This window comes from Nocardia sp. NBC_01730 (genome assembly GCF_035920445.1).
In the GTDB taxonomy this organism is placed as follows: Bacteria; Actinomycetota; Actinomycetes; order Mycobacteriales; family Mycobacteriaceae; genus Nocardia.
The window spans coordinates 1,371,819-1,390,929 of the sequence record NZ_CP109162.1; the positions used below are offsets into that span (position 1 = coordinate 1,371,819).

Sequence of the window (19,111 nt, forward strand, 5' to 3'; positions counted from 1 at the left end):
AATGAGTCCATCTGGTTTTAGAGTCCTTGTTGGCCCTGGTCAGGGCCGGAAGGGACACTGAAAACCATGGCAGGACGCAAACGGAACTCCGCGGAGGACATCGTGCGGAAGCTCCGCCGTGCCGACGAGCTCGCCGCGGCAGGTCAGACCGGTGAGCAGATCGCCGCCGATCTGGGCGTGTCGGCCGCGACGCTCTACAACTGGCGCCGCCAGTACGGCGGTGTGGACACCGACGCCGCCAAAGAGCTCAAAGAGCTGCGCGAACAGAACGCGCGGCTCAAGCGGCTGCTCGCCGATGCCGAGCTGGAGAAGGACGCTCTGCGGGAGATCGCCAAGGGAAAATGGTGAGCCCAGCAGCCAAGCGACGAGCCGTCGACATGCTCCAGCAGGTGAAGTGCATGTCAGAACGGTTCGCGTGCAAGGTAGTTGGGCTCCACAGATCCACATATCGGCGACTGCCGACCGCGCAAACACCCGCCGATCCCGACGCCGGCTTGCGGGCCTGGTTGCGCTCGTATGCGGCGAAGAACCCGTGCCACGGGTTCCGGCGGGCTTGGGCGGCGTTGCGGTTCGACGAAGGCAGCGGCGTGAACAAGAAACGAGTCCACCGGCTCTGGCGCGAAGAAGGGCTACAGGTTCGTGCCCACTCGCCGCGAAAACGGGCCGGGCAATCGTCGGTGCCACTGGTCGGCGCTGACGCACCGAAAGTGGTGTGGGCGTTGGATTTCCAGTTCGACTCGACCGTCGATGGGCGGGCGGTGAAGATCGCGTCCATGGTCGACGAACACACCCGCGAATCGCTGCTGCACCTGACCGAACGCTCGATCACCGCCCAGTGCCTGGTCACCGAGCTGGAGCGGGTGTTCACCGCGGCTGGCGGGCCGCCGAAGGTGCTGCGGATGGACAACGGACCGGAACTGATTTCGGATGCGCTGCAACAGTTCTGCGCCGACAAGGTCGGGATCTCCTACATTCCGCCCGGAACTCCGTGGAACAACGGCTACATCGAGTCGTTCAACCGGCGCTGCGCCACGAATGCTTGAACCGTAACCACTGGACCACCCTGCTCGAGGCCCGTGTCGTGATCGGCGACTTCAAAGCCGACCACAACCGGCGGCATCGCCATTCGGCGCTGGGCTATCTCACACCGGCCGAGTACGCTGCCCGCTGCAGCCATGCCCACCATCCGGTGGCCTGCGACATCAACTAAAGACGGATCGAACACCCCGGGCTCTATCACCGGGTGGTCGCATCATCGGGGACCGGCCAGTGGCACCCTCAGCGACACCCGACGTTGTGGCCGCTGCGGCTGTCGGGGAGTTCGATTCAGTCACCGAGCAGCCTGAACTGGTTATTATCGGCGGGCGAGTGCTGCTGGAGCCCGACGACTCTAGACATACCGCGGCACGTCGCAGACCCGGGTGGGGACGGCAGGCGATCTTGCGTGTCCTAGCGCTATCGCCTCGCCCCCTGCAGCAGTCTGAACTCGCCGCGACGGTCGGCATCAGTCAGCAGGCAGTTTCCCTTGGCCTGCACAGGATTCCCGCCGAGGTCGCTCGTGACGTGCAGGGTGGATCGCACTCAAAGGTGCGCTCGATGCTTGGCTGGACAGCTATGCCGGTCCCGGAGGGACTGTCAGCTACTGGTACGGGTTGGACAGCCCGGCGTCTCAGACGACGACAGCACTGCAGCTATTGGACGAACTAGAACTACAAGCCGTGGTTTCCGGCGATCTCGCCGCCGATAGATACGCGGCTTGGCAGCTCCCCGCCACCGTCTGTCTGTACTTGCCGGAGATCGTCGATTTCACGCCTGTCGGTTTCTCGCCGGCTGCACCGGATGATGCGACCATGACGGTGGCTGTACCCGAAGACCCGACCGTGGCACACGTCGCCGCCGCATTGGGCGAGCGCTACACCGACCGCCATCTACTTGCCGATGCCGCATCACGCTATGGGATCTGCTCAACGCCAGCACTACGCGAACCACGGAGGAAGCGGCGCCCCGTCTGCGTGCCGTGATCGAGACCGGAGTATTTGGTGCCTGACCATCGCCGCGCCCAGATCAATATCGTCTCCACAAGCAACGCCGCCGACCGCGGCTTCCTCGCGCGGGCCAACCTCGCGGCCGCGGCCACGCAGCTTCCCGAAGACTCCTACCGGGTCATCGGCGGACACATGGTCCAACTACTGCAACACATCTACCCATTTGAGGGCTGGCAACTGCGTGGCACCACCGACGCAGCCGCCGGGATGGAGAAACAGGCCCTCATCGCCTCGGCGGAACATCTACACCAGAACCTGCTTAGCCTCGGCTACGAGCTCGAAAAGAGCAACCGCTACACCATGACCACTGCGAAGGGACTGTTGGACGTCGACATCCTCGTCCCCTCATACGACAATGCGCGACAGACCAGCGAGGTCGCCGGTCGCGCATTCGACGCAGTACCCGGTCTCCATTTCACCGTCGTGACCGACGCAGTGATCGCCCACACCACCGCAACCCTGGCCGCCGGCGAAACCATTGGGTTCACCGTTCCAATACCCGACATCGAGGCTGCAGTCGTCCTCAAAGCCCTCGCCTGGCATAGCCGCACCGACAAAGACGTTACTGACCTCGCCACGCTGTTCGAAATCGTCCACCAGCACTGTGCACAGATCCAGAGATGGAAACTGGCCGACCCCAACCTATCCGGCGCACGAAACGATGCTGTAGTGGCGCTTCGTCTGCTCATCGCCAACATCGACCGCGGCAGATGGTCCAGAGCATTCACCGGATCCGCGACCCCGAGCCGGTTCTCCGCTCTCATACGCCGCTACGCCAGCGGACAGGCACAACAAACCAAACGCCCCTACCATCGCGGTGTGATCCTGCGGTGCACGAAGAACCCTCACGACCGGCCTCATCCAATGGGATCTCCGCGACGAGAAACTACCGCTCGACACATTCGCCGACACCGGGACACCCGAACTCGTCCTCGCCACGACGGCCGACCGGCAAGTACTCAGGTGCATGAACGACCTGGCCCTCACCGGCCAACACATCATCGATAGCTCGGGCGGTCTCGACCACGCCGACCGTCGATACCTCAACCGGAGCCTGCGTCGCGTGATCTTGAGCGCCCGCGACTACCGGCCGCCGATCGAACTCGTTGCCCAGCGACGGACAGCGAACTGAAGCTGGTTCTTGTGGTGACGCCGTCACCAGTCGCGTGGGGACTCGATCGTCGTCCGAAGTCAGCAGGCGGTGTTGACCTGGGGTGTTGACCGCGTCACCAGCAAGTCGCTACGTTGTGTCATGAAACGCAATGACGTGTCGTGAATTGGCAGTTGAACAGCAGAAGAAGGGCAACGCCAAGTCGCTGACCAGGTCTTTTTGCGAGGCGGAGTGTGGGGTTCGAGTCCCCTTAGCTCCACAGTAATCGCAGGTCAGGCCCGGTCTTATACCGGGCCTGACCTGCTTTTTGTGTCTGGCCCCGCGTTTACCCCCCGTTTTGGTTCTGGATTCTGTTTGGCCGGTTCCGCGTGTGTCGGTCAACGGCCGCGCGGCGGCCCCGAGCGGATCAACTCCGGCATCTCGATCGGGTTGTGCGCCGACGTCTGGGCCAGCGTGTCGACGATTTACTTGTCGTTGTTCGACCCGCAGCGCCGCAAGGCGATCGACCGCGGGCTGACCCGGCGGCTGCGCACCGGCCGGGCGATGCGTCACCCCAAGCGAGCTCGCCGCCCTGATGGACGAGGCGTGATCAAGGATCTGGTTCCGATCAGCGAACGTCCTGATGAGGTCGAAACCCGTATGGTCGCCGGGCATTGGGAAGGCGATCTGGTCATGGGGTCGCGGCCGTCGGCTATTGCGACGTTGGTCGAGCGGACCAGCCGTTTCACGGCACTGGTTGCGTTGCCCGAGGGAATCAAAGCAGAACAGGTCACCCCGTATCTAACGCGTCACCTGATCGGGCTCCCAGCGCCGATGCGGCGCACCTTGACCTGGGACCGAGGCCGGGAGATCGTCGGCCATAAGGCCATCACCGCGGCAACGAACATGCCGATCTATCTGTGCAAGCCCCGAAGCCCTTGGCAGCGTGGGACCAACGAGAACACCAACCTGCTGCGCCAATATTTGCCCAAGAACGCCGACTTGCGTCGGTTCAGACAGGCAGACCTCGATGCCATCGCTGACGAGCTCAACCATCGGCCCCGCAAGATCCACCGATACCGCAGTCCGGCAGAGGTTTACGCTGACCATCTCAGCAGCGGTGATGCACTGAGCCTTTGAGCGCACCTTCGTTTCCGAACACTGGGTCGCCATCGACGCGGAGTGCTCGTGAGATCCGAATGCAGCAAGGCAGCTTCGGGTTTGACTCGGTACCTACCCTTAGCGCATGAGCGACAAAGCAGCGACCAGTACCGCCTCCCACCGAGATGCTGTCGATGAGACCAGTCGGCTCGAGGACTTGCTCCAGAGTGCGATCGACGATATCGACGCCGTCGCGAGCAACGGCGGGGCAGGAATCGGGCACATTCCTACCGGGTTTTGCAACCTGGACGAACTCACCACCGGTCTCATGCCAGGCTCGCTTACCGTGATCGGCGGCTATCCCGGCGCCGGTTCGAGCACTCTCGCCATGGACTTCACACGCTCAGCCGCTGTGAAGCACAAGATCCCGGCCGTATTCCTGACGCTGGACAGCCGCCGCGATCAGCTCATGCTTCGACTGCTGTCCAGTGAGGCGAAGGTCAAGCACGGCGACTTGCGTTCTGGCCGGATGTCAGACGAGGACTGGACGAAACTCGCTCGCCGGATGAGCGAGATCAGCGATCTGCCGGTTTTCATCGATCGCCCGACTGACCGCGATATCGTCGCGCTCACCACCCTGGTTGCCGAACTGGTCGAATCCCAAGGAATCAAGCTCGTGGTGATCGACCCACTGAACATGATCACCGCCCGCACCGACCTGCCGTACGAAAATCGCGAACGTGAGGTCGCCGAGATCATACGCCGCTTGAAAACGCTGGCTCTCGACACTGATACCGCGATTGTGGTCACCTCTCACCTGACCAACAATCCCGGTCCACGTCAGGCGATCCCAGCTCGGCCGTCGCTGTCAGACCTGCGAGATTCGGGCACAATCGCCCATATTGCTGATCTGGTGATCCTGATCGAACGCCCAGACATGTGGGAACGCGATCATCCGCGCGGTGGCGAGGCAGACTTGATCCTTGCCAAACACCGAAGTGGCCCGACAGCAACAATCCTGGTTGCCCATCAGATGCATCTGTGCCGCTTCGTCGACCTCGCCCCTGATCCTGCCTCGACGAAAAACGCTGAGGCGAAGTAAAGGCTGAAAGCCGAAAGATGTTGGGTGACGGACGATCCCCCCATGCACGCTCATCTACTCGAAGCGTGGATACGCCGATGCCCCTGTGTACGGGGAGCCACACCAACGTTAGGCTCGGCGCGGTGATCACTCGGCTGTTTTCGATGTGAGCCGCTGGCGTGTGGTCCGGCAGCAGACGACAGTGCACCGGGGTTCTGACAGCCGATCAGTTCAGGCGCCACACACTCGGCGTTGCTCGATGACGTGGGCGTGGTCTTCATCATCGTCCCGGCCGCGGACCTCGCGGTCGACCAGGCGCCGAGTGTTCGAGCACCTGAGCAGGTCACAGTTCAGTTCTAGGACACCGGTGAACCCTCTACACGCGGCATCGAACGAATGCGGCTGGCGGCTGATGACAGCGCACGGTCGATCGGAAGGCTCAGTGGCACTGGGGGATTTCCGCCCCCGGCGGCCAGCGGCATCAACTTTGTTGCGGTGATCGGGGCACCGCCCGATGCCGGTGCGTTGGCCGGGCTGGAACGAGTACAACCCGCCCCGGCGGTCGCCGATGAACGCGTCCTCGTCGGCGGTGAATTCCATCCGAACCCGATCGGGCAGCAGGGCTCCTGCTCCGGAGGTTGCTGTTCCGTCGAATGTGGTTCCGCTGTTGGTTGTCGGTCGGAGTAGGAATTGGTGAGCGGGATGCCTCAGTTGCGCCGTAGAGTCGCCTCCCATGTCATCCGAACTGCCTCCACTCGCCGAGGCGGGCAATCTGTGCGATGTCTCGGCTCAGGTGATGAATCGTACGGCTTACCTGCCGTACCGCGAACCTACTGTTGCGGACATCGGCTCCTTCGACGCCAAGCGTGGTAGCACGGAGATGCCGGATCCGCTGCTGACATCGCACCGGCTGTCCCGGTTCTATCTGGTGGGTGCGGGCGACTTCGTGTATGCCATCGGCAAGCTGTTGGCTCTCGACGAACCGATGGTGGTTTCGCCAGCGGTCCTTGGTCGTTCCACGGCGGAGTACGCAAGCCGATGCCGATACATTTCCGATGCCGCAGACGGGCCGGATATCCGCCTGTCCAAGCTGGCCAACCTATGCAACGAGGGATTTCAAGATCTTGGGATAGGCAAGCCAGGAGCTGATCCCGATTTGGTGGCCTTGGCAAAGGGATTCAAAGACTGGCGCAGTAGGCAACAGTTGCCGAAGGTGTCTTTTCCGAACTATTCGGCGCTTGTTGATGCTCTGTCGCCGTCGATGGGAAAGCGCGTGTATGGCGGACTGTCCGGCATCGCCCATGCAAGCGCGATATCTCTGTCCGCGACATTCCTGTCGGCCCAGATTGAGGGGCTGGAAAGTTTTCGGACAGTGAGTTTTGGTCTCTCAGGCTGCCTTACTCTGCTCGATCCATTCGGACTCTACCTCATTCGGGGTGCGATAGCCAATCGCTGAGTGGAGCCGAATCTGGTTGTATCGCAACTCAATATAGCGGGTGATATCCCTTCGCGCATGCTCCCTGGTGGGGTATTGCGTGCGGTGGACCCGCTCGTTCTTCAGGGTCCCGTTGAACGATTCCGCCCAGGCGTTGTCATAGCATATTCCTGTGCGGCCTACCGACCTCAGGACGCCGAGTTCTCGTGCCGCTGTAGCGAATTCGGAAGACAAGTATTGCTGCCGCGATCGCTGTGGAAGATCGTGGTTCCTGGGGTGAATTCCAGGTTGGCCGCGGCCATGCGCAGAGCGTCGGTGACGAGCTCGGTGCGCATATGGTCGGCCATTGCGTACCCGATCACCTTCTTCGAGAAACAATCCAGCACGGTCGCCAAATACAACCATCCCTCCCAGGTTCGGATATAGGTGATATCGCCGACCAGCTTGGTGGCCGGCGCGGTGGCGGTGAAGTCACGGGCCACCAGGTCGGGTAGCTCGGCGGCGTCACCGGCGATCGTGGTCACGACCGGAACGGGCGCGGCTGACAGGCCACCAAGCCCAGCTCACGCATGATCTTACGAACCGTGTCCGGGTCCACGGTGGTGCCCCACCGGCGTAGTTGGGCGTGCACCCGCCGGTAGCCGTAGGTGCCATCGGAATGGGTGAAACAGAACCGGACCTCTGCCTCGAGGATCTCGCGGCGTTGCGCGGTGGCCGAGGGTTCACGGTCCCGCCAGGCGTAGTACCCCGACCGGGACACCTTCGCCCATCGGCACATGTTCACGACGGAATGATTGCCTTCTTCGGAGGCGATGAACGCGTATCTCACACTCACCGGTGCTTCTTCGCGAAGAAGGCCACCGATTTTCCCAGGAACCGGTTCTCCTCCTCCAGTTCCCGGACGCGGCGCTCCAATTCCTTCAACCGGACTCGCTCGGGCACCGTCAACTCCGCGTCGGCCTCGGGATGCGTGGCCTGGAACTCCTTCACCCAGTTCCGGATCGTCTGACCCGTCACACCGCAATCACGAGCGACATCAGCGAACGCCCGAGACCTCTCCACCACTTCCCTGGCCGCAGCCTCCCGGAACTCCGGGGTGAAATGCCGCGACTTCTTCTGTGCCACAAACAACTCCGTTCAGTTCACCCAAATCCTACTTTGGGCCACTGTCCGCGAACCTCCGGGCACCTCACCGGACGATGCACGTTCAGTCTCGGACGATCATGGACAATCACTGTGAATGTTTGGTGCAAATTTTGGATGGGTCAAATCCGTTGCTACCGTTGCGGTCGCTGTGACATCAATACTGTTGGGATACAGCAGGTTCAGAGTACGGGGAGTCGCGGCCGATCAACAGAGTTTCTCGCCTCTGTGCGGCAGAATAATGCAGAACCTGATACATGGGTCCGGCTGGGTGGGAGGAACGTCATGGATCAAGCCCGAGACATCGGCCGCAAGGTGACCGTAGACGCAACTGAACTCGCGTACACCCGCGCCAAGGGCCCGTTCCTGTGCATCGGATGCAAAGCTTCGATGGTCCCGGTCGCAGTGGGTTCGACGAAGGTCATGCCGCACTTCCGCGTACAGCCCAATCACGAACCCACCTGCAACGTAGCTGGCCGACCCGTTCCGATCGCACAAGCAGATTCCAAGGAGGACGCTCAATCCGAGCGCCTCGGTGGGGTCGCCATCGCCTACAAGCTGATTCGGCCGACGATTCACGAAGAAGTTGATCCCGACTCGGACACTGAACCTCAGCAGAGATCGACCCGCTCTACCTCCGGCTCGTCGGACTCCGAAGCCAGCACCGGATACCGGGAGACTGCCGCGTCAACGATCCGCCCTTTCTGCCCATGTTTCCACCGGTCGCAGGCGGCGGCTGCGGTGAACTGGGGCCGCGTTCGGTGCCCCGGCGCGGCCGTCTATGCTTCCAGCAAGGCCGCACTGGAGCTGCTCACCAAATCCTGGGGCGCCGAACTCGGGCCGCACGGGGTCCGCGTCAACGCCATCGCTCCGGGCCCTATCCTTACCGAAGGTACTGCGGCGTACTACAGCACCGAGCAATTGCAGGCGCTGGCCGTTCGAGCCCCGGCACGCCGCGTCGCCGACGTCACCGAAATCGCCGCGACCATAGGCTTGCCCGTCAGCGACCACGCCAGCTTCATCCACGGCGCGATACTGCCCGCCGACGGTGGGCGGACCGCGGTCTAGAACTTCTCGCTGCACGAGCAAATGCTGAGCGGCGCCGCCGGTTTCACCGTCATACATTGCGTATCGGCCACGACGGGCCACCTGGTGCACAACGTCGTCGATACGCCGCCCGGATCGGCGCATCTGCTCCACGGCCAGCCCGTAATACTCTGTGGTCCAAGCGATCACGGCGTTCGTGGCCAGGGTCGCCACCGGCGAGCACCGGCTCCAGTTCCGTGAACTCCGCTGCCGTCAGGTCGGCCACCTGCCGTGCGATCGTCGTCTTCCCGCAAGCGTCACGCGGTGCCATGCCATGCCTACGATGTGGCATGACCGATCGCTATGCGTGGGCAATCATGTCCGCCGGGACGGTGGAGATCGACCATGCCCGAACCGATCAGCCCAGGCAATGGGCCAGGGATACCGATTCCCGACGGGGCATAACGAAATACGATGTAGCAGGTGCCAGCGGTTCCGCGTCGTCGTCAGGTCGAAATCCAAACGCTGATCAGGTAGCTGCTCAGCAGACTGACGGCCACGATGACGAGCCAGATATCGGTGAGGCGGCGAAGCAGCGCGGTGGCGTGTCTGACTTCCATGAACTCGCGGAAAATTATGCGAACCTTGACGAGTGCGATAACTATCGCGCTCGCCGTCACCACCCTATTGGCCTGCAGCATGCCGTCGTGATCGACCGATCGATCGATCCATATGTAGATCAGTGTCAATCCAGACAGCGCAATCCATGCGGTCATCGTTCTTCTATCGGCGTTCATCGCTACCTCACCACGTAGAGCAATGCGAAGATCAGTACCCAGAGGAAATCGACGGTGTGCCAGTATGTTGCTCCGGTCTCCACCAGCGTCTGGGAGCGCCGTGCCGGGCTTCTGAGCTGGTAGACGATAATGCCGATAACGATGAATCCGATCGTTAAATGCAGGCAATGGATCGCCGTCAGGAAGTAGTAGTGCATAAAGAATTCGTTACTGGTGAAGGTATAGCCGGACCGAATCGCCTGCACCCATTCGAAGATCTTCGTGACGAAGAAGACGAATCCGAAGGCGCCGGTGAGCAACGCGTAGTTCAGGGCGGCGGGATACCTGCCTGCGCGAGCCGACTGAACGCAGCGCGCCACCATCCAGGAGCTGGTCAGCAGGACTACCGTATTGAAAATTCCGATCCGCAGGTCCAGATGTGCCTGCGATTGCAAGTAGAGTTCGTGGTTCTTGGTGCGCTGGTACATATAGACGACCCAGTAGGCCGTGAACACCAGCGTTTCGAATAAGACGAACGCCCACATGTCCGGCTGGCCTGGGATCACACCGGGCGACTTCGCGGCCTGCTGCTCGGTGGAACTTTCGTCGTGGTGTTCCCGGCGCGCGCCGGTATCAGCGAGCTCGGTCATCGTGCCACCTCCAGCGAAGCCGGTGCGGAGGATTGTTTACTCGGTGGAAGATCTGGCAGCGGCCCTGTGCCGAAATCCTCACGCAGGATCATCTTCCTGAGCAGGGTGATGCAGGCGGCGGTGTAGATGCCGAACACGGCCATGCCGATCCACCACGAGATCAGCCCGTTCCACGCGAACACACCGCGATGGAAGATCCACGCGGGCGAGACGACGACCTCGGTGAGCGCGTTACACAGATTGAGATAGGCGAACCATTTAGGGAAAACGTTGTTCTTGTCGATCAGTATCGCAACCATCCACACGAACGACCCGATAAGGAATACGCCCATTGTTCCGACGTAGGACAAGAACGCGAAGTCGTAAATCCATCGGAGCGCTTCAGGATCGCGGTCGGGGCGCATCGCACCGACGGTCAGCACCAGGCAGAGCAGCATGCTGCCAGGAATGGCGCTCAGCGAGTAGATAATCAGGTAGGAATAAGCGTACGCCCGGCTGACCGACATCCGCCGGATCGAGTAGGCGATGAGTGCATTGATCGGTGCGGTCATGCCGGTGAACACGAACATGACGGCAAACCCGTACAGCAAGCCGTAATGGTTGTCATCGAACCACTGCGCAACCTCGGCGAGGTTCCGCTCCGGGCGCGGCGGTGGCTGGCTTCGCGTGATTATGAAGAAGACAAGTCCGAACAGCTGATAGAAGGCCACCATCATCCACCAGGCGGCCCACAGATCACGCTTGGGGTTGTGCCGGCAATGCCAGATGAATCGCTGGTACGCGGCGCCGCTCGGTAGCTCGGGTCGTTCGGCCGACTCCAGCGCCGCCGTGCCGGTCATGCGAGGACCTGCTCAGCGGACTGCTGGCGTTGCACGTTCCGGGCAACGACAATTCCCATGACCACGATCCACACACCGATAGCGATGTTCTTGAGCCAGAACGACAGCACGCCGTCCCAGGCCAGCGGTCCTTCGTGGGCCAGCGCGGTGAACGCGGCAGGCACCAACGCGGCAGCGACGAGCAGGTTGAAATGCGCTACCCACACAGGGAGTACTAGTTTGGCCGAACGGTCGGCGTAGATCGCCAGGGCGACAATAGCGCTCTGCGCAATGAGATAGGGAACTCCTGCAGTGAAGGTGATCCATGCCAGGTCGTTCAGCAGTCGGGTCAGCTCCGGGCTGCGTTCCGGGTTGTACGCGGCGACCAGCCAGAAGAGGTTGGCCATGAGGAAGATCGTTGGACCGCCCGCCGCGCAGGCTACGAGACAATAGGCGAAAATCGGCGTGCGGTGCCCCATTCTCCTGATCTGCGTCACCAGCAGCATCAGAATCGGAATGAAGCATACGCAGAACCAGTTGAACACGATCATGCTGTAACGAATGCGTGAGAGGTTTTCCGGGTCACGATAGAAATCCGCGACCTCTTGCGTCGACATAGTCGGCGACATCGGATGGGCGAAGCCGGGAAATAGGAAGAACGCTGATAGCCATATGATTCCCAGCGCCGGCAACGTCCATACCAGAATCAATTCACCGTCGGTCCGTCTCATCGCATCCATCCCTCACGCGGAAACACCGTTGCGTGGCGTCTCCTGCAATTCGGCCCGATATTCGCGCCAGGTAGCCGAGCTAACCCCTCCGATCGCAGGCTAGCCGATCGGCTAGCCTGCGGTCAACAGTGCCGGATGGACGCGCGGCTGCCTGTCGGGTCGACGGCGCGCTCAGTCCCGCAGGCGTTGAAAAGTCCGGCGTCGGCGGCGATGGGTCTTGGCGAGATAAAGGCGCCGGTCCGCGGCATCGAGCAGCTCCTCGGCCGATGTGTGGGCAAGAGCGGCGGCAACAGCGCCGACGCTGACCGAGATCGCGATCCACTGTCCCGCCACGACAACAGGTGTGGCGTGGCCAGGGCTGTCAGTAACGCGGCGGCGGTAGCGGCGAGCGCGCGCATCCGTTCGAGCAGATGTCGCCTGTTGGGAAGGCCGGTGAGCGGATCGTGGCGTGCCTGTCGGTGCAGTTCTTCTTGCAACAGATGGCGTTCCGTCACGTCCTCGCCGACGGGCATCAGATAGTCTGCCTCCGCGTCCCGTCCGCGCACATAGGAGACGGTGAAGGCCGCCCACTTCGACGAGCCGTCCGAAGCGCTCGCCCTGGCTTCGAACTCGAGCGGTCCTTCCTGTGCCGCGACCAGCTTGTCGAAGACAAGGGTGTGGATGCCGTCGGCATCGTCGGGGTGGGCGAAATGGTGCACCGAGATCCCGCGCAGCATCTCGGCCGGGATGCCGATCATTTGCCGCCAGGCATGGGTTGACGTCGATGAGAGTGCCGTGGATATCGGCGATGCCGATCGCCACGGCGGCGCTGTCGAAGACGAGCTGGAACCGATCGGCCTGGGCGGCGCGACGGATGTCCTGTTCGGCGGTGCTCGCCTTGTTCGCGACCATCGCTCGATGCAGCCGCTGGTGATAGCCGCGGTCCCCCGCGGCGAGCAACGCGGTCACGCGGAGGTCCGCGTCGGATCGAATGCTACTGTCCGCGATATGGCCGAGGATTGGTGCGGAGACAACGGGAATCGCGGCATCCAGCGGAAGACTGTCCGCCAAGGCGTTGCCGATCCGTACGCCGATCTCGTCGTCGAGATGATCGGCGGCAACCGCGGCGGCGAACTCGTCGATCAAACAGCCCAACAGCGGGTGAGTTGCTGACTCAGGCAGTCTGGATCCAGCGAAGGGCAGGGCGCGCTGCCACTGTGCGATCAGCATGCAACGTCGTTGCTCGTTCATCGCGATTCCTTGCTCGTAGCCTCAGGCGGAGTGCCGGTTGGCGTAGCCGATCCACGACAAGCCTGTCTTGGGGTTCGGCGAGATTCCGTGCAGAGCTAACGATCAGCTAAACACGTTGAGGGTAGTCGATCGGCTAGCATTCGGTAGCGGATCGGCTATCGGAAGCGTGTCGCAAGTGCATCGCGACGAGACCGTGTGGAGTCTTAGCGGTGGCCTGCTAATGCTGGCCACGGTTGGTGTCCGCAGGTCACCGCTGCACTCGGTCGCGGTGGTGAGCTGGCCGCCGAGGTCGCCTCCAGGTCTGGCCTGGACAGTATCGGCGATGCGAACTGGCGGTTTCATCAGGCGATTCATCCGCCACCCATTCGCCGCGTCTGCTGACCCAGATCAAACAGGCGGCCCGGGTAGTGCCCTCGAACTTCCTGGGGGTCTTCCCTGAACACGAGCAGCATTCGCTGCACGACCACGACGAACTCCTGGACGCGCTCGAAGCGCGCGGTCCGGCCCGCGCTCGCGACATCGCCGAACGGCATGTGCTCGATGCCGGCCGCTCGCTGGCGGACTGGCTGGATCGCCGGGCCGCGGCGCCGGCCTCGACACTGGACTGATGAAGGGCTGCGGTCCGACCCGCTCGCCGATCGACGGGCGAGTGGGCGGACCGTTGGCAACGTTCTACAACTGTGCCCAGACGGACTTGGTCTGCATGTACGCCTCGATTCCCTCTCGGCCGAATTCGTGACCCCAGCCGGACTGCTTGTAGCCACCGAAGGGGACGGCGTGATCGAAGACCAGCTGGCAGTTCAGCGATACCGTTCCCGCCTGCAGTCGCTTCGCGATGCGATGGGCACGGCCGAGATTGCTCGTCCAGGCGGTGGCGGCGAGCCCGTAGGTCGTATCGTTCGCCATGGCCACGGCCTCGTCGTCGTCATCGAACGGCATGATCGTCACGACGGGGCCGAAGATCTCCTGCTGATACAGCCGCATGCCGGGATCGACGTTGGTGAGCACAGTCGGATGGATGAAGTATCCGCGCCGGTCGAGCCGGTGCCCTCCGGTCACGACCTCGACACCGCTGTCCTTGCCCTCGTCGATGAAGCCCATGACGCGGGTGAGCTGCTTCTGGCTGATCAGCGGTCCGATATTGCTCCCCTCCTCCTTCGGGCCACCCAGCTTCAGCGAATTCGCCACTGTGGCAATGCCTTCGGTGACCTGGTCATAGACGCCGCGCTGAACAAAGATGCGCGAACCGCAGACGCAGCCCTGGCCTGAGTGCACGAAGATGCCCATCGACGCCATCAGAATGGCCATGTTCAGATCGGCGTCGTCGAAGATCAGCACTGGCGACTTCCCGCCGAGTTCGAGCATCACCTTCTTGAGATTCCCTGCGGAGGCCTGCACGATCTGCTTGCCGACTTCGGTCGATCCGGTGAAGGCGATCTTGTCCACGTCGGGATGCCCGGTGAGCGCGGCTCCTGCGGTGTGTCCGTAGCCGGTCAGGAGATTGACGACACCGTCGGGGACGCCGGCTTCGGTGATGAGCCGGTCCAGCAACAGGGCCGAGAGTGGCGTTTCCTCGGCAGGCTTGACGACTGTGCTACAGCCCGCGGCCAAGGCAGGCGCGAGCTTGGCGCACGCGTTGAAGACCGGGCCGTTCCACGGGAAGATCAGTCCCACCACGCCATAGGGCTCCTTGAGGGTGTAGGCGTGCATGTCCGCGTAAGCGCCCGAAACACCGCCGGTCATTTGAACTTCGTGCGCCGTGCCGTTGACCTTGGTGCACCATCCGGCGTAGTAGCGGAAGAATTCGGCGCAGGTGGGCACGATCATCTTGGCCTGGGCCAATGGCATGCCGGTATTGAGCGAATCGAGTTCGGCGAGTTCGTCGACGTGATCATCCATCAAATCGGCGATGCGCCACATGATCTTCGCCCGCTCGCGGCCGGGCAAGCCGCGCCAGACGCCTGACTCGAAGGCGGCTCGCGCCCGCGCAACGGCCTCGTTGACCGCTTCTTCCCCGCAGTCGGTGAACTCGGTGATCTGCTCTTCGGTCACCGGATCAATGATCGGAATGACCTCGCCCGTACCAGGGCGCTTCTGAATTTCGTCCAGTATCGACTGCACTGTCATCGTGGTTTTCCTTCCTCGTTGCCGAGGTCGAGTGCTGGGCACCTGCTTAGCGAGTGCTAGGCACTAGTAAGCACCCTGGCTGTTATGCGGTCAAGAGTCACATTCTCAACTGGGAGATTGAGACTTCCATGATTGACGCTACCGCAGTCCTTACCCCGCCCCTCGTTCGTCACCGCCGCATGCTAGCGGCGGCGCGGGGGTGTGCCGCAGGTGCAGAGTGGCGACTCCGCGCAACAGGTAGGTGGGTTCCCAGGTGAACCGCCGAGCGCCGACCGAGCCGTGTTCGGTCTCGTCGAGGTGGATCTCGGACATCCGGTCCAGGAATCGCTCGATGCTGACTCGGGCCTCCACCCGCGCTAGCGGCGCACCCGGGCAGGAGTGCACGCCCCGGCCGAACGCGATGTGTTTGCGGCCGTTCGGGCGGCCGATGCGGAATTCTGCGGGGGAGTCGAAACGCCGAGGGTCACGGTTGACCGCGCCGGGCAAAATAGCGACGGGGGTACCGGCGGACAACCGGAGATCAGCAAGCTCGGTGGTAGTGCACACCAACCTGAAGTCGGCCTTGACCGGACTCTCCCAGCGGAGCGTCTCCTCGATGAAGGCGGGGATACGGGTGCGGTCTTCGCGCAGTTGCCGCTGAATGTCGGGCCGGTCAGCGATGACCAGCATGGCGCTGCTCAGTAAGCGGGCAGTGGTCTCCTGCCCAGCGGCGAACAGGAAGGTGGCCAGTCGCACCACATCCACCACCTCGGGCAGTGACCCGTCGGGAAAGCGCGCGGTTGCCAGCTCGGTCAAGACGTCGTTGCCCGGCGCACGGCGCCGATCCTCGATATAGCCACCGAACTGTCTCTCCAGCCATTCCAGCGGATTGGCAGCAACTACTTCTTCCGCGTCGAGCGAGCGAGTCTTGCTGGACCCCAAACGATCTCGGAACAGGGTGTGGTCTTCCTCGGGCACCCCGAGCAGATCCGCGATTACCAAGAGCGCGAAGGGCTTGGCGTAGTCCGACAGCAACTCGAGTCGTCCTGCGGTGTGGAAGTCGCTCATCTGGCGATCCGCCAGCCGCCACATGAACTCCTCGTTCTCCTTGAGCCGCTTCGGCGAAAGTAGGCGCTGCAACAGCGCTCGCTGTGCCGTGTGCTGGGGCGGGTCCATGGTGACCATGTGCTCGTGCAGCGGTATCCGGTCGCGGTACTGCTCGATCTGCTCGGCGATATCGTCGCCTGCCGGTTGGAAAGGCAGCGGCGGGAACGGCCCGAGAAAGGAATTGATCGAGGAGTACACGGCATGGTTGCGATACCTCGACGGCCTCGTCGTAGCCGGTCACCGCGACCACGCCGTGTTGCGGCAGGTGAGCAACCGGGCCTTGCGCTCGCAGGTGTTCGTAGTACGGATACGGATCGTCCACCAACGACGGATCGGTGAATAAGTCGATTTCCTCGAAGCTCGGCACGGTAGGCCTCCCTCTTGGCGCGGTGTACGGCTCCACGCCGACCACCGAAACGGCGGAGTCGGTCACATCGCATCGCCTCCGCCCGCCGTGGGCCACTGCATGGCGGGGGATTGTTACAGGCTAGCCGATCGACTAGCGCAACCCCAGGCATGCGACAGGTTCGTCAGGTCGAACGGGTGCGGCGACGCTAGGGCATCAATCCGGAGACTGAGTGAGTCGTCTCGCCAGGTTGAGAAGGTGGTACCGGAGCGTGTCGTCATCGAGGTCCATGACTATGGGGTGAATGCTGGCGCCCCCGATCGCGGCCGCCAGCATGGCTGCGGGCACCCGAGCCTCGGCGCTGGCGTTTGTACCGACCAGGACCGAGAAAAGCCGCTCCATCAGTTGCTGGAACGGTTCGTGCTGTGCGAAGAGCCGGATCATGACGGGATCGGTTTGCAGTGTGCTGACCATGTGTCGTCGCTCGACGGCGAGATCGACCACCTGAGTGAGCAGCACATCGCGCGCCTGGAGGTCGTATTTCTCGGCCTCGGCGGCATCGACCGCGGTTTCCAGCTTGGCCAATTCGTACTCGGCGACCGCGAGAACGATGTCATCCTTCGACTTGAACTGGTGGTAGACCGCTGCCTTCGTGACACCGAGGGCTTGAGCAATCATCTGGAGCGACGTGCCGCCGACGCCGTGCCGGGCGAACAAGGTGTGCGCCGCCGTAATGGTGCGGACCTGTGTGGCGCTGTAGCGCCCGGACTTCGTTGCGCTGCTGGTCGCGCGCGTGCGGGGGCTCACGGGACGAGGATAGCCGATCAGCTTGCCCCACTTGTCTCGCCCTAGCCGATCGGCTACAGTTTTGCCGAAACTAGCCGATTGGCTAGCTTGAGCGAATGGGTGGCTATTCATCGAAGGCCACCCCGCTGGATATGCATCTACCGGTGCGGTCGCGGTGGCCGCCCCCAATTTGTCGGAGCGGACATCAGTTGGGTAGTCAGCATCCTGATAGCGGCGGGAGCGCCGCTCGGCGCGGCGAGAAATCTTTAAGCTACCTGCCGATCGAGCCTGATCCGCAGGGTGACCTGCCGCCCTCCGGGGTGGCAGAGAAAATGTCAATGAGACCCTTGTCACATCGTGAAAACCAACCTACTGTGTACTCAGTAAGGAAGTTTGGACAAAGGAGTTCGGTGACCAGTCGACGGCAGCCCGCAGCCCGCAGGTATGACACTCTGCTTGCCAAGGGCGAGGAGCGGAAGCTGCAAATCCTCGCGGTAGCGCAGCGCCTGCTCGTGCGTAAGGGCTGGCGCTCGACGTCACTGGCGCTGATCGCCACCGAGGCCGGGGTGAGCCAAGCGGGTCTGCTGCATCACTTCGAGTCCAAAGAGCAGCTGCTCCATTCCATCCTCGATGCTCGCGATGCCGATGATGCCAAGCATGTGGATCTGTCCGGCGACATCATCGAGCAGATCGAACGGGTTGCTGATCGATTTACCCGCTCTCCGGAACTCATCGGTATGTACATCGTGCTGCTCACTGAGAACCTCGGGCCGGGCGATCCGCTGCGCGACCGCTTGGTCGGCAGGCACCGAATCGCGCGCGACACCGTCGCCGCGGGAATTCGGCGTGGGCAACGTATGGGCAAGTATCGCGCTGACATCAACCCCACCGCCAAAGCGGTGGAGATCATCGCCTTTCTCAATGGAATGGAAACATCATGGCTACTCGACCCGTCGATTCCGCTGGCCGTAGTGTTCCGGGAGTACTGCCGGTCACTTTCTCGCGAGCTCACGCTCGCAGGCACATATTGAGGTACCGGCTGTCGGTCGTCGCTCCAAGCGCGGTCGAAGTGGTGCGATACGCCGGGGGGTGGCTTTTCGATCGGGTGATGGCCGGATGGGACGTGACGGTCCTGGTCGCTGACCACTCCGATGTCCGGCCGCTGCAGATCCTCGGCGCAACAGTGCTCGACTTGGAGGGCTCGCTGGCCTCGCCGCGCGATCCGATGCCACACACTGTCGCGGTGTCCGCGGATTTGTACGAGTCGGATGAACGGGTCCGATGGGGCGTGCTGGACATCTTCGAACGCGATGTGTCCGAGTTTGCTCTGCTCGGCGAGGTCTGCCCGACTGAGTTGAATTGCCGGATCGGATCTATGCAGCATCGGCTGAGTAGTGCGGCGAGGACATTCAAGGCGCAGGCGCTCGCCGCCGCCGCGGTGCCGGTTGATTCGGTGGCGGACGTCGAGGTGTTCCGCAGTCGCCTGTTGTCGGTTCCCCGGCCACCTGCCACTGATCTGATACCTGCCTGACCTTCGCCACCCGGTGTGCTTCCCCGCTGGCGGTCCTTCTCGGCCCTGGGCCGAGAAGGGCGGCGGGCGCGAGTGGGGTAGCGGCTCGAAAGCGTTATTGACGTAGCAG

Annotated in this window: 17 protein-coding genes and 4 pseudogenes; 12 read left to right on the plus strand and 9 right to left on the minus strand. The window is 62.6% G+C overall.

All coding sequences use genetic code 11. The annotated features are described in order from the left end of the window. The first annotated feature begins 66 nt into the window (after positions 1–66). The 7 genes and pseudogenes from OHB12_RS05290 to OHB12_RS05315 all read left to right on the plus strand — a co-directional run bounded on the left by OHB12_RS05290 (position 67) and on the right by OHB12_RS05315 (position 6,773). Positions 67–1,210: pseudogene (locus tag OHB12_RS05290) on the plus strand (IS3 family transposase). Between the two features lie 640 nt (positions 1,211–1,850). Further along, entirely contained in the window at positions 1,851–2,021 is a 171-nt protein-coding gene (locus tag OHB12_RS05295; protein WP_327116685.1) for a hypothetical protein, read from the plus strand. Between the two features lie 156 nt (positions 2,022–2,177). After that, entirely contained in the window at positions 2,178–3,053 is an 876-nt protein-coding gene (locus OHB12_RS05300; RefSeq protein WP_327116689.1) for a hypothetical protein, read from the plus strand. Next, positions 3,013–3,177: a hypothetical protein gene (locus tag OHB12_RS36125; RefSeq protein ID WP_442799967.1), complete on the plus strand. Its 165-nt coding sequence runs from the start codon at positions 3,013–3,015 to the stop codon at positions 3,175–3,177. The genes OHB12_RS05300 and OHB12_RS36125 overlap by 41 nt, the downstream gene beginning before the upstream one ends. Positions 3,178–3,561: 384 nt before the next feature. Further along, entirely contained in the window at positions 3,562–4,275 is a 714-nt protein-coding gene (locus OHB12_RS05305) for an IS30 family transposase (RefSeq protein ID WP_442800074.1), read from the plus strand. Between the two features lie 106 nt (positions 4,276–4,381). Then, positions 4,382–5,338, plus strand: coding sequence for a DnaB-like helicase C-terminal domain-containing protein (locus tag OHB12_RS05310; RefSeq protein ID WP_327116693.1), 957 nt, complete (start codon positions 4,382–4,384; stop codon positions 5,336–5,338). 712 nt (positions 5,339–6,050) lie between these two features. After that, positions 6,051–6,773, plus strand: a complete 723-nt coding sequence (locus OHB12_RS05315; RefSeq protein WP_327116695.1) for a hypothetical protein — start codon at positions 6,051–6,053, stop codon at positions 6,771–6,773. Here OHB12_RS05315 and OHB12_RS05320 read toward each other — a convergent pair. After that, positions 6,705–7,877: pseudogene (locus OHB12_RS05320) on the minus strand (IS3 family transposase). The gene OHB12_RS05315 and the pseudogene OHB12_RS05320 overlap by 69 nt on opposite strands. Before the next feature lie 303 nt (positions 7,878–8,180). Between OHB12_RS05320 and OHB12_RS05325 the strand changes: the two are divergent. Further along, positions 8,181–8,963, plus strand: a complete 783-nt coding sequence (locus OHB12_RS05325) for an SDR family oxidoreductase (protein ID WP_327116697.1) — start codon at positions 8,181–8,183, stop codon at positions 8,961–8,963. Positions 8,964–9,427: 464 nt separating this feature from the next. Here the strand turns inward: OHB12_RS05325 and OHB12_RS05330 are convergent, their stop codons facing one another. The 5 genes from OHB12_RS05330 to OHB12_RS05350 all read right to left on the minus strand — a co-directional run bounded on the left by OHB12_RS05330 (position 9,428) and on the right by OHB12_RS05350 (position 12,729). Further along, positions 9,428–9,718: a cytochrome C oxidase subunit IV family protein gene (locus tag OHB12_RS05330; RefSeq protein WP_327116699.1), complete on the minus strand. Its 291-nt coding sequence runs from the start codon at positions 9,716–9,718 to the stop codon at positions 9,428–9,430. A gap of 2 nt (positions 9,719–9,720) precedes the next feature. Further along, positions 9,721–10,347 (minus strand): cytochrome c oxidase subunit 3, encoded by a 627-nt coding sequence (locus tag OHB12_RS05335; RefSeq protein WP_442799968.1) that lies wholly within the window; start codon positions 10,345–10,347, stop codon positions 9,721–9,723. Continuing rightward, on the minus strand, positions 10,344–11,186 hold the full coding sequence (locus OHB12_RS05340) for a hypothetical protein (RefSeq protein ID WP_442799969.1): 843 nt from the start codon (positions 11,184–11,186) through the stop codon (positions 10,344–10,346). The genes OHB12_RS05335 and OHB12_RS05340 overlap by 4 nt, the downstream gene beginning before the upstream one ends. Continuing rightward, positions 11,183–11,896 carry a hypothetical protein gene (locus tag OHB12_RS05345; RefSeq protein ID WP_327116701.1) on the minus strand — a complete coding sequence of 238 codons (714 nt, stop codon included), beginning with the start codon at positions 11,894–11,896 and terminating at the stop codon, positions 11,183–11,185. The genes OHB12_RS05340 and OHB12_RS05345 overlap by 4 nt, the downstream gene beginning before the upstream one ends. A 122-nt stretch (positions 11,897–12,018) precedes the next feature. After that, positions 12,019–12,729, minus strand: coding sequence for a PAS domain S-box protein (locus OHB12_RS05350; protein ID WP_327120905.1), 711 nt, complete (start codon positions 12,727–12,729; stop codon positions 12,019–12,021). On the opposite strand from OHB12_RS05350, the gene OHB12_RS05355 reads away from it, so the two are divergent. Together OHB12_RS05355 and OHB12_RS05360 are read left to right on the plus strand one after the other, a co-directional pair. Next, positions 12,671–13,048 carry a hypothetical protein gene (locus tag OHB12_RS05355; RefSeq protein WP_327116703.1) on the plus strand — a complete coding sequence of 126 codons (378 nt, stop codon included), beginning with the start codon at positions 12,671–12,673 and terminating at the stop codon, positions 13,046–13,048. The genes OHB12_RS05350 and OHB12_RS05355 overlap by 59 nt on opposite strands. A 351-nt stretch (positions 13,049–13,399) precedes the next feature. Then, positions 13,400–13,734, plus strand: a pseudogene (locus tag OHB12_RS05360) (FCD domain-containing protein); the annotation flags it as partial. A 64-nt stretch (positions 13,735–13,798) separates the two neighbouring features. On the opposite strand, the gene OHB12_RS05365 reads toward OHB12_RS05360, so the two are convergent. From OHB12_RS05365 to OHB12_RS05375, 3 genes and pseudogenes are all read right to left on the minus strand, one after another. Next, the gene (locus OHB12_RS05365; RefSeq protein ID WP_327116705.1) at positions 13,799–15,253 is read right to left on the minus strand and encodes an aldehyde dehydrogenase family protein; all 1,455 of its coding nucleotides are present in this window, start codon (positions 15,251–15,253) and stop codon (positions 13,799–13,801) included. Positions 15,254–15,403: 150 nt separating this feature from the next. Next, a pseudogene (locus tag OHB12_RS05370) lies at positions 15,404–16,706 on the minus strand (cytochrome P450). Between the two features lie 195 nt (positions 16,707–16,901). After that, positions 16,902–17,810 (minus strand): TetR/AcrR family transcriptional regulator, encoded by a 909-nt coding sequence (locus OHB12_RS05375; protein ID WP_327116707.1) that lies wholly within the window; start codon positions 17,808–17,810, stop codon positions 16,902–16,904. 71 nt (positions 17,811–17,881) lie between these two features. Between OHB12_RS05375 and OHB12_RS05380 the strand changes: the two genes are divergently transcribed. Both OHB12_RS05380 and OHB12_RS05385 read left to right on the plus strand, forming a co-directional pair. Further along, positions 17,882–18,502 carry a TetR/AcrR family transcriptional regulator gene (locus tag OHB12_RS05380; protein ID WP_327116709.1) on the plus strand — a complete coding sequence of 207 codons (621 nt, stop codon included), beginning with the start codon at positions 17,882–17,884 and terminating at the stop codon, positions 18,500–18,502. Next, the gene (locus OHB12_RS05385) at positions 18,499–19,002 is read left to right on the plus strand and encodes a hypothetical protein (protein WP_327116711.1); all 504 of its coding nucleotides are present in this window, start codon (positions 18,499–18,501) and stop codon (positions 19,000–19,002) included. The genes OHB12_RS05380 and OHB12_RS05385 overlap by 4 nt, the downstream gene beginning before the upstream one ends. The last annotated feature ends 109 nt before the right edge of the window (positions 19,003–19,111 follow it).

Coding starts and splice junctions, on each gene's coding strand:
- OHB12_RS05295 (WP_327116685.1), top strand. CDS start 1,851: ATGACGGTGGCTGTACCCGAAGACCCGACCGTGGCACACGTCGCCGCC.
- OHB12_RS05300 (WP_327116689.1), top strand. CDS start 2,178: ATGGTCCAACTACTGCAACACATCTACCCATTTGAGGGCTGGCAACTG.
- OHB12_RS36125 (WP_442799967.1), top strand. CDS start 3,013: ATGAACGACCTGGCCCTCACCGGCCAACACATCATCGATAGCTCGGGC.
- OHB12_RS05310 (WP_327116693.1), top strand. CDS start 4,382: ATGAGCGACAAAGCAGCGACCAGTACCGCCTCCCACCGAGATGCTGTC.
- OHB12_RS05315 (WP_327116695.1), top strand. CDS start 6,051: ATGTCATCCGAACTGCCTCCACTCGCCGAGGCGGGCAATCTGTGCGAT.
- OHB12_RS05325 (WP_327116697.1), top strand. CDS start 8,181: ATGGATCAAGCCCGAGACATCGGCCGCAAGGTGACCGTAGACGCAACT.
- OHB12_RS05330 (WP_327116699.1), bottom strand. CDS start 9,718: ATGAACGCCGATAGAAGAACGATGACCGCATGGATTGCGCTGTCTGGA.
- OHB12_RS05335 (WP_442799968.1), bottom strand. CDS start 10,347: ATGACCGAGCTCGCTGATACCGGCGCGCGCCGGGAACACCACGACGAA.
- OHB12_RS05340 (WP_442799969.1), bottom strand. CDS start 11,186: ATGACCGGCACGGCGGCGCTGGAGTCGGCCGAACGACCCGAGCTACCG.
- OHB12_RS05345 (WP_327116701.1), bottom strand. CDS start 11,896: ATGAGACGGACCGACGGTGAATTGATTCTGGTATGGACGTTGCCGGCG.
- OHB12_RS05365 (WP_327116705.1), bottom strand. CDS start 15,253: ATGACAGTGCAGTCGATACTGGACGAAATTCAGAAGCGCCCTGGTACG.